The organism is Micromonospora fiedleri (assembly GCF_016774385.1).
GTDB classification, from domain to species: domain Bacteria; phylum Actinomycetota; class Actinomycetes; order Mycobacteriales; family Micromonosporaceae; genus Micromonospora; species Micromonospora gifhornensis.
The window spans coordinates 535,299-549,526 of the sequence record NZ_JAETXL010000003.1 but is presented as its reverse complement, the minus strand read 5'-3'; the positions used below and the strand labels follow the sequence as shown (position 1 = coordinate 549,526).

At 70.9% G+C, this 14,228-nt stretch carries 16 protein-coding genes; 9 read left to right on the top strand and 7 right to left on the bottom strand.

The features are described 5' to 3' along the window. Positions 1-176: 176 nt before the first annotated feature. The gene (sthA, locus tag JMF97_RS10290; protein WP_203221337.1) at positions 177-1,580 is read right to left on the bottom strand and encodes a Si-specific NAD(P)(+) transhydrogenase; all 1,404 of its coding nucleotides are present in this window, start codon (positions 1,578-1,580) and stop codon (positions 177-179) included. A 125-nt stretch (positions 1,581-1,705) separates the two neighbouring features. Between sthA and JMF97_RS10285 the strand changes: the two genes are divergently transcribed. Beyond that, on the top strand, positions 1,706-1,990 hold the full coding sequence (locus JMF97_RS10285) for an ArsR/SmtB family transcription factor (protein WP_203221336.1): 285 nt from the start codon (positions 1,706-1,708) through the stop codon (positions 1,988-1,990). Continuing rightward, the gene (locus tag JMF97_RS10280; protein WP_203221335.1) at positions 1,972-2,361 is read left to right on the top strand and encodes a VOC family protein; all 390 of its coding nucleotides are present in this window, start codon (positions 1,972-1,974) and stop codon (positions 2,359-2,361) included. The genes JMF97_RS10285 and JMF97_RS10280 overlap by 19 nt, the downstream gene beginning before the upstream one ends. A gap of 90 nt (positions 2,362-2,451) precedes the next feature. Here JMF97_RS10280 and JMF97_RS10275 read toward each other — a convergent pair whose 3' ends face one another. Further along, positions 2,452-2,844 (bottom strand): SCO5389 family protein, encoded by a 393-nt coding sequence (locus tag JMF97_RS10275; RefSeq protein WP_203221334.1) that lies wholly within the window; start codon positions 2,842-2,844, stop codon positions 2,452-2,454. Positions 2,845-3,063: 219 nt separating this feature from the next. On the opposite strand from JMF97_RS10275, the gene JMF97_RS10270 reads away from it, so the two are divergent. Then, entirely contained in the window at positions 3,064-3,705 is a 642-nt protein-coding gene (locus tag JMF97_RS10270) for a biliverdin-producing heme oxygenase (protein WP_203221333.1), read from the top strand. Continuing rightward, positions 3,702-4,016, top strand: coding sequence for a DUF2470 domain-containing protein (locus tag JMF97_RS10265; protein ID WP_203221332.1), 315 nt, complete (start codon positions 3,702-3,704; stop codon positions 4,014-4,016). The genes JMF97_RS10270 and JMF97_RS10265 overlap by 4 nt, the downstream gene beginning before the upstream one ends. Positions 4,017-4,065: 49 nt before the next feature. On the opposite strand, the gene JMF97_RS10260 is transcribed toward JMF97_RS10265, so the two are convergent. From JMF97_RS10260 to JMF97_RS10245, 4 genes are read right to left on the bottom strand one after another with little or no spacing between them, the layout of a single operon-like run. Continuing rightward, positions 4,066-4,863, bottom strand: coding sequence for a heme ABC transporter ATP-binding protein (locus JMF97_RS10260; RefSeq protein WP_203221331.1), 798 nt, complete (start codon positions 4,861-4,863; stop codon positions 4,066-4,068). Then, a complete protein-coding gene (locus JMF97_RS10255; protein WP_238359056.1) occupies positions 4,860-5,894 on the bottom strand; it encodes a FecCD family ABC transporter permease in 1,035 nt (344 codons plus the stop codon). The genes JMF97_RS10260 and JMF97_RS10255 overlap by 4 nt, the downstream gene beginning before the upstream one ends. Further along, positions 5,885-6,904: a heme/hemin ABC transporter substrate-binding protein gene (locus JMF97_RS10250; protein WP_203221329.1), complete on the bottom strand. Its 1,020-nt coding sequence runs from the start codon at positions 6,902-6,904 to the stop codon at positions 5,885-5,887. The genes JMF97_RS10255 and JMF97_RS10250 overlap by 10 nt, the downstream gene beginning before the upstream one ends. Then, positions 6,901-7,743 carry a neocarzinostatin apoprotein domain-containing protein gene (locus tag JMF97_RS10245; RefSeq protein WP_203221328.1) on the bottom strand — a complete coding sequence of 281 codons (843 nt, stop codon included), beginning with the start codon at positions 7,741-7,743 and terminating at the stop codon, positions 6,901-6,903. The genes JMF97_RS10250 and JMF97_RS10245 overlap by 4 nt, the downstream gene beginning before the upstream one ends. A gap of 135 nt (positions 7,744-7,878) precedes the next feature. On the opposite strand from JMF97_RS10245, the gene JMF97_RS10240 reads away from it, so the two are divergent. The 5 genes from JMF97_RS10240 (at position 7,879) to JMF97_RS10220 (ending at position 13,449) form a co-directional block, all read left to right on the top strand. After that, complete coding sequence (locus JMF97_RS10240) at positions 7,879-9,390, top strand: HtaA domain-containing protein (protein ID WP_203221327.1); 1,512 nt, start codon at positions 7,879-7,881, stop codon at positions 9,388-9,390. A gap of 33 nt (positions 9,391-9,423) precedes the next feature. Next, positions 9,424-10,437, top strand: a complete 1,014-nt coding sequence (locus JMF97_RS10235; RefSeq protein ID WP_203221326.1) for a WxL protein peptidoglycan domain-containing protein — start codon at positions 9,424-9,426, stop codon at positions 10,435-10,437. Further along, positions 10,434-11,324 (top strand): hypothetical protein, encoded by an 891-nt coding sequence (locus JMF97_RS10230; RefSeq protein WP_203221325.1) that lies wholly within the window; start codon positions 10,434-10,436, stop codon positions 11,322-11,324. The genes JMF97_RS10235 and JMF97_RS10230 overlap by 4 nt, the downstream gene beginning before the upstream one ends. A 139-nt stretch (positions 11,325-11,463) precedes the next feature. Next, positions 11,464-12,351, top strand: coding sequence for an arginase family protein (locus tag JMF97_RS10225; protein ID WP_203221324.1), 888 nt, complete (start codon positions 11,464-11,466; stop codon positions 12,349-12,351). 99 nt (positions 12,352-12,450) lie between these two features. Further along, positions 12,451-13,449 (top strand): DUF5954 family protein, encoded by a 999-nt coding sequence (locus JMF97_RS10220; protein ID WP_238359055.1) that lies wholly within the window; start codon positions 12,451-12,453, stop codon positions 13,447-13,449. 43 nt (positions 13,450-13,492) lie between these two features. On the opposite strand, the gene JMF97_RS10215 is transcribed toward JMF97_RS10220, so the two are convergent. After that, complete coding sequence (locus JMF97_RS10215; protein ID WP_203221323.1) at positions 13,493-14,200, bottom strand: TetR/AcrR family transcriptional regulator; 708 nt, start codon at positions 14,198-14,200, stop codon at positions 13,493-13,495. Positions 14,201-14,228: the final 28 nt, after the last annotated feature.

Genomic DNA, 14,228 nt, shown 5'->3' with positions numbered 1-14,228 from the left:
GGTTACCCTCCGGATTTGGGCCGGTGTGCCGCCGTTGCGGCACCGGCAGCACAAACCGCAGGTCAACAGGCCTGTGCGTGGGTTGAAGCAGAGCAAAGCGCGGAGAGGGGCATTCGGCCGGGGGACGGCCGCCGTGACGCGCGGTAGTCGCGCGGATGTTCAGGCCGGGGTGGGGGTCAGCCGTCGATGCGGGTGATGTTGCGGATCTTGTTGGCGGCGTCCAGCGCCGCCACCTTGTACGCCTCGGCCAGGGTCGGGTAGTTGAACACCGTGTCGACCAGGTAGTCGACCGTGCCGCCGCAGCCCATCACCGCCTGCCCGATGTGCACGATCTCGGTGGCGCCGGTGCCGAAGACGTGCACGCCGAGCAGGCGTCCGTCGTCCGGCGAGACGAGCAACTTCAACATTCCGTACGAGTCGCCGACGATCTGCCCCCGGGCCAGTTCGCGGTAGCGGGCGATGCCCACCTCGAAGGGGGTGGCGCTGTCGGTCAACTCGTCCTCGGTCTTACCGACGAAACTGATCTCCGGGATGGTGTAGATCCCGATCGGCTGCAACTCGTGCATCGCGCGTACCGGCTCGCCGCAGGCGTGCTGCGCGGCCAGCCGGCCCTGCTCCATCGAGGTCGACGCCAGCGCCGGGAAGCCGATCACGTCACCGACGGCGTAGATGTTCTCCACAGCGGTGCGGAAGTTCGCGTCGACCTCGATGCGGCCCCGCCGGTCGGCGGTCAGGCCGGCCGCCTCCAGGGCCAGCCCGTCGGTCTGACCCTGCCGCCCGGCGGAGTACATGACGGTGTCCGCGGCGATCTTCTTGCCGCTCTTGAGGATGCACAGCGCGGCGGTCTGGTGCTTCTCCACCGCGGCGACCTCCTCACCGAAGCGGAAGGTGACCGACAGGTCGCGCAGGTGGTACTTCAGGGACTCGACGACCTCTTCGTCGCAGAAGTCGAGCATCTTCTCCCGGCGTTCGACCACCGTCACCTTGGTGCCGAGGGCGGCGAACATGGAGGCGTACTCCATGCCGATCACCCCGGCGCCGACCACCACCATGCTGCGCGGCACGGCCTGCAGGTTGATGACGCCGTCGGAGTCGACGATGGTGCGGTCGTCGAAGTCGACGCTGTCCGGGCGGGCCGGGCGGGTGCCGGCGGCGATGATCGCCTTGTCGAACGTCACCTTGGACTCGTGACCGGACCCGCCGTCGACCCAGACGGAGTGGGCGTCGGCGAACCGCCCGGTGCCGGTGATCATCGCGACCCGGTTGCGGGCCAACTGGTTGCGGATCACGTCGGTCTGCCGGTTGATGACGTGCTGGGTACGGGCGGCCAGGTCGCTGACCGTGATGTCTTCCTTGACCCGGTAGCTGCTGCCGTAGAGGTCCCGCTGACTCAGGCCGGTCAGGTAGAGCACGGCCTCGCGCAGCGTCTTGGACGGCACGGTGCCGGTGTTGATGCACACCCCGCCGATCATGTCGCGCCGTTCCACCAGGCCGACCCGTCGGCCGAGCTTGGCGGCGGCGATCGCGGCCTTCTGACCGCTGGGTCCGGAACCCAGCACCAACACGTCGTAGTCGTACACGAGCGTAAGCGTCGCAAGCGGCGTCCACTCGCGCCAGGCCTGCCGGCCGCCCGGGGCAAGGGTTTACCTACTCGGAACGTTGTCGATGTTTGACATGCAAGTAGCTACTTGCCTATTGTTCGGCGGTGGGCGACGTGTACAAGGCGCTGGCGGATCCCACCCGGCGTGCCATCCTCGACGAGTTGCAGGATCGCAACGGCCAGACGCTGTTCGAGTTGTGCGTCCGCTTGACGGGCAAGGGGTTCACCTCGACGCGCCAGGCCATCTCCCAGCACCTCGCGGTGCTGGCCGAGTCGGGGCTGGTGGTGTTGCGGCGTCAGGGCCGGTACACCTTCATCGACCTGGACACGTCTCCCCTTCAGCAGATCTATCAGAGATGGCGGGTGGGACCATGCGAATCGGACACGTGAGTGTTCTCGTCGACGACCAGGCCAAGGCCCTGGCCTTCTACACCGGGGTGCTCGGCTTCATCAAGAAGACCGAGGTGCCGCTTGGTGAATACAGCTGGTTGACCGTGGTCTCCCCGGAGGACCCGGAGGGCGTGGAACTGGTCCTCGAACCGGACCAGCACCCGGCCGCCCTCGCCTACAAGAAGGCCCTCGTCGCCGACGGGATTCCGGTCACCATGTTCACCGTCGCGGACGTGTCGGCCGAGTACGAGCGGCTGACCGCGCAGGGAGTGACCTTCACCCAGCCGCCGCTGGACGCGGGGACCGTGATGACCGCCGTCTTCGACGACACCTGCGGCAACCTCATCCAGATCGTGGCGCCGCAGGGGTAGGGCGGTCACCGACCGGGGTGCCCCGGCGGGCGGGACGGGGGCTTGCGCCCGTGGGGCGTACGCCCGCCCGCCGGGGTCCGGACCCGCGCCTCAGCAGTTGCGCAGCTCCGGAGACTGGTTGAGCAGTTGGCCGCGAGCGGAGACGAAGCGACGGTACGCGTCGGAGTCGACGGCCGCGGTGCGGAACGCCGCGACCCGGTGGCAGTTCTGGAAGGCCAGCTTCACTCCGAAGTGCCGCTCCAGGCCGGCCCGGATCGCGTCGCTGGCCATGGCGCGCAGCAGTTGGCCCCGTTCTGCGTCACTGGGTGGCGCGATCACGTTGTCGGAGAACTCGATGTCCGAGGTGGCCAGCTCCGCGGCCACCCGGCTGACGGTCTGCCAGGCGTACGGCAGCGATTCGCGGACGCAGGCGATGAACTCCTCGTCGGTGACGGGCCCGGACTCGGCGGCTCGCAGGAGGTCGGGTGACACGGTGAGTGACATGCTTCTCCTCGTTTAATGGAAACGATTGTCATTGGCGCGCCGGTCCGAGCACATCATTCCGCCTGGGCGGTGTCAACGTTTGCGCGCGCGCCGCCACGCCGATCGTCGACTCGGGCGGAGCGGGTATCCCCTGGCGGGATGCTTGAGCTGGCACTTTCGGCCATCTCCACAGGGGCGCTAGATCATGATAGGTTAGGCTAACCTAACAGGAGGTTGCTCATGGGATTCGCCGCAGAGGTGCGAGAGCTGACCAGGGCGGACCATCGGGCCGCACAGAATGTGACGTACTTCGATGCCTTGTTGTCGGGACAGTTGGATCGGGCTGGGTACGCCGCGCTGCTCCAACAACTGCACGTGGTCTACCAGACGTTGGAGGAAGCCGCCGACGCGATGTGCGACGACCCGGTAGCCGGCCCGTTCGTCATCGAAGAACTACGTCGACTGCCGCGCATCGTGGAGGATCTGTCCTTCCTGCACGGTCCTGACTGGCCGGAAAGGATCAGCCCGAGCACCGCCACCGCGCAGTACCAGGCCCGCCTGCGGGAGGTCGCCTTCTCCTGGCCGGCCGGGTTCGTCGCCCACCACTACACCCGTTACCTGGGTGATCTCTCCGGCGGTCAGGTGATGGCACGTGCGTTGCGCAACACCTTCGGCTTCGACACCGACGGCATCCGGTTCTTCCTCTTCCCGGGCCTGGACGCGCGTACCTTCAAGCAGCACTACCGGGAACTGCTCGACGCGGCCGCCTGGGACGCAGTCGAGCGGCAGCGTTTCCTCGACGAGGTGTCGTACGCCTACCGGCTGAACACCGCCATGCTCGACGAGCTGGGGCAGGTCGTGACCCAGGCGAGTGCTGCATGAGCGCCGCGAACCCGTTCCCACCGGAGGTGATCGCGGCGGTGATGCGACACATGAACACCGACCACGCCGACGACTGTCTGGTGATCTGCCAGGGGTTGGGCGGCCAGCCGACGGCCACCGCCGCCACCATGTCCGGGTTGGACGCCGAGGCGATGGAGTTCCTGGCCGTCGTGGACGGCACCGAGGTGCCGGTACGTGTCCCGTTCTCGGAGCGGCTCGTCGAACGCCGGCAGATCCGCGCCGAGGCCGCCCGGATGTACCGCGAGGCGTGCGCCGCGCTGGGCCGTACCCCGCGACCGGACGCCAGCTGAACCCGCCTCGGCGGACACCTGACCTGACGCCCCTGACCAGCCCGGCTGGTCAGGGGCGTACCGGTAGGACCAGCGGGACACCGGTGTGCGGGTGGGGCAGCACCTCGACCTGGTGCTGGTAGACCTCGCTGAGCCGGTCGGCGGTGAGCACGGCGTCCGGCGGCCCGTCGGCGACCAGCCGGCCACCGGCCAACAACGCGATGCGGTCCGCGTACGCCGCCGCCAGGCCCAGGTCGTGCAGCACGATCACCACACTGCCACCCTGCCGGGCCCGATCGCGGGCCAGCCGCAGCACCAACTCCTGGTGCCGCAGGTCCAGCGCGGCGGTCGGCTCGTCCAGCAGGAGCATCGGGGTACGCTGCGCGAGCACCCGGGCCAGTGCCACGCGGGCCTGTTCACCGCCGGACAGCGCGGAGAACACCCGACCGGTGAACGCCTCCATCCCGGTCAGCCGCAACGCCTCGGCCACCGCCTCGTCGTCCTCGGTGGCGAGCCGGGTACCGGCCCACGGGGCACGCCCCATCGCGACGACCTCGCCCACGGTGAACGGGAACGACATGGTGGCGCGCTGCGGCAGCATGGCGCGCAGTCGGGCCAGCTCGACCGGTGTCCAGCGAGTCAGCGGCCGGCCGGCGAACCCGATGGTGCCGGCGGCGGGTGTCAGGTCGCCGCAGATCGCGGCGAGCAGGGTGCTCTTGCCGGCGCCGTTGGGACCGACAAGCGCCAGCAGTTCGCCGGCACGAACCGAGAGGGACACGTCGAACAAAACCGGCCGCGCATCACGCCGGATGCACAGACGCTCGGCCCGCAGGTCGACCCGCTCCGGGTCGACATCGGTCCATTTCATCCCCAACCTCCCGCTCGGGCTCGGGTCCGGCGCAGCAGCCAGAAGAAGCACGGTCCGCCCACCACGGCGGTCAACACGCCCAGTGGCAGTTCCTGGTAGTCGACCAGGGTGCGGGCGGCCAGATCCCCGGCGACCACCACGATGGCCCCGCCCAGGGCGCTGGCCGGCAGCAGCAGCCGGTGACCCGGGCCTGCGACCATCCGGATCAGGTGCGGTACGACCAGGCCGACGAAGGAGATCACCCCGGTGAAGGCCACGGCCGCGGCACCGAGCAGCGCGGTCACCGCGACCATTGCCAGCCGCAGCCGTTCGACGTGGACACCGAGGTGCCGGGCCGAGCGGTCGCCGAGGGCGAGCAGGTCGAGGCGGCGGGCGACGGCGACCGCGATCGTGATGCCGACCGCCGCGCATGGGGCGGTGACCGCCACCGCCGCCCAGTTCGCCTGCGCCAGGCTGCCGAGCTGCCAGAAGGCGATGGCCCGTACGGCGTCCGCGTCACCGAAGAACATCAGCAGGCCGATCAGCGCGCCGGCCACCGCGTTGACCGCGATGCCGGTCAGCACCAGGGTGACCACCTCGGTCCGCCCGCCGACGCGCGACATCGAGTAGACCAGACCGGTGGCGGCGAGGCCGCCCAGGAATGCGCCGGCCGCCACGGTCCAGCCGCCGAACGTGGCCACCCCGGTGATGATGACGGTGGCCGCGCCGACCGCGGCGCCGGAGGAGACGCCGATGACGCCGGGCTCGGCCAGGGGATTGCCGAAGATGCCCTGCATCAGCGCGCCGGCGCAGCCGAGCGCGGCCCCGACGATCACGGCGAGCACGACCCGCGGGAAGCGCACCACCCACAGTGCGCTCTCACCGTGGGTGACGCTCGGCACGGGTCCGATGTCGAGGCCGATGCGGTGCAGGATGGAGCCGAGCACCTCGGCCGGGGGGACCCGGACCTGCCCGGTGCCGGCGGCGACGAGGCAGAGCAGCAGCAGGGTCACCGCGAGGCCCGCGACCAGGCTCACCCGCCTCACGCGCATGATCCGTACACCGCGTCGGCCAACGCGCGGATGGCCCGACCGGTACGCGCGCCGAAGGTGAGCAGCAGCCCGTCGTCCATGTCCACGATGCGGCGGTGCTGACCGGCCGGCGTCTGGGTCACCCCGGGCAGGGTGAGCAACCCGTCGACACCCTTGACCGACTCCAGCCCTTCGGTCATCACCAGGATGACGTCGGGCGCCGCGTTGATCAGTCCCTCGCTGGTCAGCGGACGGAAGTTGGACAAACCGATCTCGGTGCCGGCGTCGGTGGCGCCGATGGCCCGGATCATCTCGTCGGATCCGGCGCCCCTGCCGCCGATCAGGTAGACCCCGGCGGTGCCGCGGACGTACAGGAACGCGATGCGCAGTGGTGTGGTGTCGGGTGGGGCGGCCCGGCGGGCGGCGGCGATGTCGCTCTCCACCCGGGTCACCAGCCGTTCCCCGGCCTCCGGTACGCCGAGCGCGGCGGCGATGGTCCGGATGTTCCGGCTGATGGCGGGGAGGCTCTGCTCGTCGTCGACGAGGACCACCGGGATGCCGGCCCGGCGCAGCTGGGCGAGCACCTCGGGTGGGCCGATGCTGTCGTCGGCGAGTACGACGGTGGGGTTGAGGCGCAGGATGGCCTCGGTGGACAGGTCGTGTCCGGCCGGGGTGACCACGGGCAGGTCGCTGGCGGCGGGGAAGGTGGTGGAGGTGTCCCGGCCGATCACCCGGTCACCGAGCCCGAGGCTGAACACGATCTCGGCGATCGAACCGTAGAGGTTCACCGGCAGGATGCGGCTGGCGTCGGTGACCGTCACGCTGGTGCCGTCGGCCGAGGTGACCGTGGTCGGCAGGGTGCTGCCGGGATCGGCGCCGACCGGCTCGACGTCAACGTCGCTGACTACGGCGGTGGTGGGTCCGCAGCCGGTCGCCGGGGCCGCCGTCGAGGCGGCGGGCGCGCAGGCGGTGAGGCCGAGCAGTGCGGGCAACGTCAGCAGGGCCGGCCACGCAAGCGGTCGTCGTCTCATCGCTGTTCCCGGCGGCGGCCCCGCATCCGCAGTACCACGACCACGACCAGTAGCGCGGCAAGTCCCGCCAGGACGGCGGTGAACCAACGCCCTGTGCCGGTGCTGTCGCTGACCTGCGTGGTGAGTACGGGCTGGTCGGTGTCGGCGATCGGCGCGGTGCCTGTCGGGCCTTCGCCCCCGGCGGCGGTGGCCTTCGGGGCTGCGGCCGAGCCGGCCACGGCCGAGGGTGCCGCCCCGGCGGCCGGTGTGCGCGGAGCGGACGTGTTGGCGGGTGCGGCGGGCGGCACCGTGGCCGGGACGGTCGACGCCGGGGCGGCAGCGGGTGCGCTCGGGCTGGCGGCAGTGGCGAAGCTCACCGGCACCTTGACGTCCTGGGACCGGTCCGAGGCGCGGGTGTGGTCGTTGCGGCTGGCCACCACGCAGCGGCGGGTGGTGCAGTCCACGTCGCCGATCTTCGAGGTGATCTTCACCTGCACGGTGAACGACCCGCCCGCTCCGTACGGGAGGGTCAGTCCTTCGGCGTACGAGGGTGGGTTGGAGGAGATCCAGTGCGATGCGCCGGTGGAACCGGTGGTGTCGACGCCGCCGCCGCAGGGCGAGGGTGCCACGCCCGCGCCGTTGTCCACGCAGTACGCGACGTAGATCCCCTTGGCGATGTCGTAGCCGGAACCGGTGACGGTGACGGTGGTGCCGCCGAGCGGAATGCCACTGGTCTTGCTGACGGAGAGCCGCTGACCGTTCGGGCCCTTGCCGATCGTGTTGGCGTACGCGGGAGCCGCGAGGGCGCCGAGGGCCAGCAGCATCGCGCTGACCAGGGCAGCGGCTAGGCGGGCAGGCATGACTAACCTCCGTAGGTATGGTTAGGCTAACCTAAGTCGATCTTGCCTGTCGCGCAAGAGGGTGTTCGGAGGATTCTCGAACGAGTTAGGTGAGCCTAACCTAATGACGCCCTCCCCCTTCTGAGAGGAAGACACATGCCCGTACCCAGACCCGGCGGCGTGCGCCGACGGACGTACCGGTGGGTTACGGCCGCCGTGCTCGGCGCTGCCACCACACTGGCCGTGGCCGCACCCGCGACGGCGGCGCCCGCCGACGTCACCGGGGGAAGCCTCGACTGGGGCTTCAAGAGTTCATTCCGCGCGTACGTGTCGACCGGCAACGGCAACCCGCCGATCGCGGTCACCGACGGCGCGACCCGCAACGCCGACGGCACCTTCAAGTTCCCGGCCACCGGCGGCACGTACGACAGCGCCACCGGAGCGACCACGGTGAACTACGGCGGCACGGTGGTGTTCTCGTACCCCGCGCACTTCTTCACCATCACCCTGGCCAACCCGACGGTGGTCCTCGACGGAGCCGGTGGTTCCCTGCTCGCCGACGTCGACCTGCAGGCCAGCGGCGGCGGCTTCGAGCCGGTACGCATCGAGCAGGCGGCCATCGCCACCCTCGCCACGGCCAGCCCGACGATCTCCGGCGGCACGGCCTCCTGGAGCAACATCACCACCACGCTCACCGAGACCGGAGCCAGCGCGTTCTCCGGCTTCTTCACCGCCGGCACGGTGCTCGATCCGGCGTCGTTCACCCTCACCACCGCCACCGGCGGCGGTGCTCCCGCCGCCCCGTCGGTCACGGTGAACCCGTCCGCCGCCCTCGACCCCGAGGGAGCCACCGTCACCGTCACCGGCACCGGGTTCGACCCGGAGGCCAACGGTGGTGTCGGGTTCTACCTGGCCTTCGGGCCCAAGGGCGAGAATTACTGGACGAACTCGCGGCCCTACAAGCCGGTCAAGTGGGTGCACAAGAACGCCTCGTCGTCCGCCGCCCAGGTGCGGCTGCCCGCCGACGGCAGCTTCACCACCACCCTGGACCTGGTGCCCACCTACACCGACGGCAACGGCAACAACGTCGACTGCACCGCGATCCAGTGCTACGTGATGACCTTCGCGGCGCACGCCTCAAGCGACCGCAGCCAGGACACCTTCACCCCGATCACCTTCGGCGGTGCGGGTGGCCCGAACGGCGCCGAGCAGGAGATCACCGCACAGGTGCTCCAATCCGGCCCGCTGACGCTCACCTCGTCGGGCGCCAGTGTCGCGCTGCCCGCCGTGCACCCGGGTGCCTTCGCCGACGGCTCCCTCAACGCGGTGACGGTCAGCGACCTGCGCGGCACCAACGCCGGCTGGAACGTCGTCGGCCAGGTGGAGGAGTTCACCAACGCGCTCGGCGGCACCATCGCCGCCGACAACCTCGGCTGGACGCCGAACGCGTCCGTGCTCGCCGACACCCTGGTGGGTGCCGCCGGGGTGGTCACCCCCGGCGCCCCGGCCACCCCGGGTGACGGCCTGGGCAGCGCCCGTACGCTGTGCGCCGCCCCGGCCGGGACCAGCGCCGGCAGCTTCCAGTGTGGTGCCGACCTGCGCCTCGGGGTCCCGCCCGCCGCCGTGCCGGGCGGCTACACCGCCACCCTCACCCTGACCCTGTCCTGACGCGTGAAAGGGCATCTTGTTGTGCGCAGATCGATGACGAGGTGCCCTTTCCCGCACCTGGTCGCCGCGACCGCGGTCCTCACCGTGCTCGCCACCGTCCTGACCGTAGGCCCGGCGGCCGCTCTCACCGCCGCGCCGGCCCCTACCCCGACCCCGAGCGCCACCGGCTTCACCTGGGCGGTGCAGCCCTCCGGCCCGTCCGGACCCACCGGGCGCAGCTACTTCGTCCACGACGCCGAGCCCGGCCAACGCATCGACGACCGGGTCGCCATCACCAACCTGAGCGAGCGCGCGATGACCTTCGCGGTGTACGGCGCCGACGCGTTCACCACCACCGACGGCGGTTTCGCCCTGCAACCGGCCAGCCGCCCCGCCACCGACGTGGGTGCCTGGATCACCTTCGCCGAACGGACCTACCGGGTGCCCGCCGGGGAACAGGTGATCGTGCCGTTCCAGATCACCGTGCCGGCCAACGCCACACCCGGCGACCACGCCGGCGGCGTGGTCGCCTCGATCGCCCAGGTGCGGTCCGCCGGCGACGGGGGACAGGTCAACCTGGACCGGCGGGTCGCCGCCCGGATCTACCTGCGGGTGGCCGGCCCGGTCCGGCCCGGCCTGCAGGTGGAGGCGATGCGGATCGGCTATGACAACCCGCTCAACCCGTTCGGTACCGGCCCGGTCGTGGTCAGCTATCGGTTGCGCAACACCGGCAACACGCGGCTGACCGGCACCACCCAGGTACGCCTGACCGCCCCGTTCGGTCTCCGGCTGGCCCGTACCGAACCCGTCGACGTGCCCGAACTGCTGCCCGGCGCGGCGATCACCATCACCGAACAGATAACCGGTGTGGTACCCGCCGGTCGGCTGTCCGCCGCCGTGGTGGTCGACCCGGCCACCCCCGACCAGATCCTGCCCACGGTACGCCGTACCGCCGGCACCTGGGCCGTACCGTGGGTCTGGGCCGCCGTCCTGCTCACCGGTCTCGGCTGGCTGCTGGTCATCCGGCTGCGCTCGGCGCGGCGTCGACCGCCGACGGTCAAGACGTGAGGCTCTCGATCTCCGCTCTCGCCCTGGTCGCCGCGCTCGCCCTGACCGGTGCCCCGGATCCCGGCCCTCATGTCGGCGTGGACCGGGCCGAGGCGAGGCCGGGGGAGCAGGTGCTGGTCCGGCTCACCGGCTGGCCCGGCGGTACGGTCCGCATCGAGCTGTGTGGCGCGGGCGCGCCGGCACGCTGCGCGGTGGACAGTTCGGCGCAGATCCACCTGCCCGCTGGCGGCGCCGGTGGGACTCCGCTGACCGTCGTGGCGCCACCCGGCGGTTGTCCCTGCCAGGTGCGGGTGACCACTCTGGACAGCTCGCGGTCGGCCTCCGCGCCGCTGGTCGTCACCGGGGCACCCGCACCGGTCGATGACACCGTCCGGCAGGCGGCCACCCGGCCCCCGACCGTCCTCGCGGCGCATCTGGAGCGCGCCGACGGGTGGACCGCCCATTTCGGCGCGCCCGCCCGCCGGACGCTCGTGCTGCGACTGCGCAACGAGCAGCCCGCACCGGTGAACGTGGCCTGGTCGTTCAGCGTCGGTCGAGGCCCGGACCCGACCGGCTTCGTCACCCCACCCGAACCGGACGAAATCGCCGCCGGGGAGGAACGGGAGGTTCGCGTACCGGTCACCCTGCCGGCCTTCGCCGTCGGCACCTACCAGATCCATGGCGACATCGTCACCGCCGGGGCGACGAGCCGGGTGACGGCGAGCACCGACCACCAGCCATGGGGACTGGCCGGAATGCTCGGGTTCGTGCTGACCGCGCTGGCGGTGGTCCGACCGCGTCCCCGTCGCGGGCCGCACCCGCGCCTGCCTTTGCAGACCGCAATCGGCTCAAGGGTGCGTCGGCAGGATGGTGTACTTCGCGATGCTGGTGGCCCCCAGGCAGAATGACCCGAGCCCGGCGGGCGCTGACAGCGAAAGGCCTGTCCGACCGCCCATCCGGGACATGCCTGGCTGGCGGACCTGGCGAGCGATTCGCGGCAGATGTGTGCGTATCGTGGGTGCCCGGATATCGCTCTACGCTGGATCGATGCGATCGATCACGGTTCTTGACGCCCCGTCCAATCTCGGGTTGCGTGCCCCGGCCCCTGGTCTCGTCCCCGGGTGTTACAAGCTGGCCGGTGCGCTTCGCGATCAGCGCCTGCTCGACCGGCTCGGGGCGCACGACGGTGGCGTGGTCGTCCCGCCGCGCTACGACATCCGTGGCTGGCGGCCGGGGGACGGCGTGCTCAACGCCGACGCCCTCGCCACGTACACGCGCCGACTCGCGGAGCGGGTGAACGTGGTCCTCGACAACGCGGGCTTTCTGATGCTGTTGGGCGGTGACTGCTCGATCCTTTTCGGCGCTGCGCTCGCGCTACGCCGGCGTGGCCGCTACGGCATCGTCTACCTTGACGGTTCGATCGACTTCCGTCATGCCGGCAACAGCACGCATGTGGGGGCGTCCGCAGGCGAGGGTACCGCCATCGTCACCGGCCGGGGCCAGACGGACATTGCCGACATCGACGGGCTTGCGCCGTACTGCCGTGAGGACGATCTGGTTGTTCTGGGCGTCCGCGACTACGACGATCATCTCCACGAGGTGCGTGGTCTGGGCATCGCGGTGCATACCGCGTCCGAGATCATCGCCGAGGGACCTGGCCTGGTCGGGGACCGTGTGGCACGGGGATACGCCGGCTGCGACGGCTACTTCGTACACCTCGACGCCGATGTGCTCGACCCTGCGGTGATGCCGGCCGCCGATGCGCCCGACCCCGGCGGCCTGGACTATCCGCATCTGGTGGAGCTGCTCCGTCCGCTGCTCGCCAACCCAGCCTGCGTCGGCCTTGAGGTGACGATCTACGACCCGGACCTCGACCCGGACGGCCGCTATGCCGCCGCGCTCGTCGAAACCCTGGTCGACGCCCTGCGAAGCTGATCGATCAGAACCAGTAGAGCCTGTTCGGCCAACCTGTCGGGGATATCGGTTGCCGTGTCGCGCGTGGCGGTCTGGCGTGTCGATCCGGGCGGTCACAGAATGCCATGTGTGGATGACGGTGAGCAGTTTCCGGGGGTGGTGATCCGGTTCCGGCGCGGGGACGATCCGGTCGCCGTGGTGACCGACCACGACGCCGTGCAACGCGCGGAGGTGTACCCGATCCTGCGCATCGGCGCTCCACTGTTCGGTCACGCGATCGATCTCGGTGGCGGGCGGTGGCGGATCCACGGTCTCGTCGAGGACACTCCGCAGGCCGCCCGCGACGCCCTGGCCCACCGGCTGCGCGAACGACTCGCCACCGCCACCGACGCCGACCTGGTCGCCGAGTTGACGGCCGTGGGCGAGGTGCTGGACTGGCAGAAGGTCGACGAGGTGACCGTCGGCGGTCGCCGGCACCGGGTGATCCGGGCCGACACGTTCGCCCGGTTCGGCCCGGCCGGGCCGGAGCCGCCACGCCCCACCGACCTGGATCCACGCCAGGCCGACACCTGCGACAGCTTCCTCGGCGGGGCCGACCTGATCGCCGACCCGTCGGCACCCACCGGCGTCGGCGCCGCGGTCTTGAAGGTCGAGCTGCTGCCCGCCCGCTACCCGAAGGCGGACGTGTCGCCGGCCGCGTACGCCGACAGTGTCGCCGCCGTACGCTCACATCCCAACGGCGTACTGCTGCCCACCCGCTACGCCGTGGCCGAGCAGGTGGACGGCGTCTGGCAGCCGTCGAGCCGGGCGGTGGCGACCCCGCAGCAGGCCCGCGAGCTGATCCTCTTCGACTTCCGATGGCTGACCCCGCGCATCGCCAACCCGAGCAAGGCGGAGGCCGCCGAGTACCGGCGCGCCGCCGACGACCTGGAAGTCAGCCGCGTCGACGAGGTGAGTGTGCGTGGTCGTCGGCTCCGGGTCATCCGGGTGGAGACGCTGCTGCGCTTCGCCGCCGACGGACCGGAGGGGCCACGTCCGTCCGATCCGGATCCCGAGCCGCCACCCGAGGTCCACTTCGCCCGACTGCGGGCCGAGGGCCGGCTACCCGAGCCGGACTGACCCCACCAGCCGGACTGACCCCACCAGCCGGCACTGACCGTTCTCAGCGATGCGCTGACGTCCATCCCCGCTGCTGCAACCGTTCGATGCCGTCGAGCAGCAGGTCCAGCGCGAACTCGAACTCGAACTGGTCGTCGCAGCCGGATCCCACCACCGACGTCTCGTCGTGCGACGCCGTGGCGATCTCCGCGAGGTGCGGGAACCGGGCCGCGATCTCCGGTGGCAGGGCGGCCGGCTGCGGTGCGGTGTTCGGGCCGGACCGGCCGGCGTCGCGGGTGGTGTCGAACAGTTCCTGGCTGAAGCCGAGGACCCGGCTACCCATCGCGTGCATGACGTGGTGGGCGAGGTCGGCGGAGAGCCCGCCGGATCGCAGGGTGGCGACCACCGAGTCGAGGTAGCCGAGGATCGCCGGGGTCGCCATGTTGCGGGACTCGATCGCGAGCGCCGCCCAGGGATGGCGTTGCAACGCCGAGCGGGCCGACAGGATCCGTCCCCGGATGGCCTGCTTCCACTCGGTGTCGGGGATCGGCGCGTCGATCTCGCCGACCACCATGTCGATCATCGCGTCGAGCAGTTCGTCCTTGTTGGCCACGTGCTTGTAGAGCGCCATGGGCACCACACCCAGTTCCTGGGCGAGGTTGCGCATGCTGAGCGACTCGATCCCGGCGGTGTCGGCGAGCGCGATCGCGGTGCGCAGGATCCGCTCCCTGCTCAGCGGCGTCCGCCGGGGCGTTCCTGCCTGCTCAGCCATCGTGAACCTCGTCTTCCGGGTGCCGGGA

What these genes read in the sequence shown, in the direction of transcription:
- JMF97_RS10240 (WP_203221327.1), top strand. Translation starts at nt 7,879, where the DNA reads ATGCCCGTACCCAGACCCGGCGGCGTGCGCCGACGGACGTACCGGTGG.
- JMF97_RS10255 (WP_238359056.1), bottom strand. Translation starts at nt 5,894, where the DNA reads ATGCGCGTGAGGCGGGTGAGCCTGGTCGCGGGCCTCGCGGTGACCCTG.
- JMF97_RS10260 (WP_203221331.1), bottom strand. Translation starts at nt 4,863, where the DNA reads ATGAAATGGACCGATGTCGACCCGGAGCGGGTCGACCTGCGGGCCGAG.
- JMF97_RS10280 (WP_203221335.1), top strand. Translation starts at nt 1,972, where the DNA reads ATGCGAATCGGACACGTGAGTGTTCTCGTCGACGACCAGGCCAAGGCC.
- JMF97_RS10225 (WP_203221324.1), top strand. Translation starts at nt 11,464, where the DNA reads ATGCGATCGATCACGGTTCTTGACGCCCCGTCCAATCTCGGGTTGCGT.
- JMF97_RS10270 (WP_203221333.1), top strand. Translation starts at nt 3,064, where the DNA reads ATGGGATTCGCCGCAGAGGTGCGAGAGCTGACCAGGGCGGACCATCGG.
- JMF97_RS10250 (WP_203221329.1), bottom strand. Translation starts at nt 6,904, where the DNA reads ATGAGACGACGACCGCTTGCGTGGCCGGCCCTGCTGACGTTGCCCGCA.
- JMF97_RS10245 (WP_203221328.1), bottom strand. Translation starts at nt 7,743, where the DNA reads ATGCCTGCCCGCCTAGCCGCTGCCCTGGTCAGCGCGATGCTGCTGGCC.
- JMF97_RS10265 (WP_203221332.1), top strand. Translation starts at nt 3,702, where the DNA reads ATGAGCGCCGCGAACCCGTTCCCACCGGAGGTGATCGCGGCGGTGATG.
- JMF97_RS10220 (WP_238359055.1), top strand. Translation starts at nt 12,451, where the DNA reads ATGCCATGTGTGGATGACGGTGAGCAGTTTCCGGGGGTGGTGATCCGG.
- JMF97_RS10235 (WP_203221326.1), top strand. Translation starts at nt 9,424, where the DNA reads ATGACGAGGTGCCCTTTCCCGCACCTGGTCGCCGCGACCGCGGTCCTC.
- JMF97_RS10275 (WP_203221334.1), bottom strand. Translation starts at nt 2,844, where the DNA reads ATGTCACTCACCGTGTCACCCGACCTCCTGCGAGCCGCCGAGTCCGGG.
- JMF97_RS10215 (WP_203221323.1), bottom strand. Translation starts at nt 14,200, where the DNA reads ATGGCTGAGCAGGCAGGAACGCCCCGGCGGACGCCGCTGAGCAGGGAG.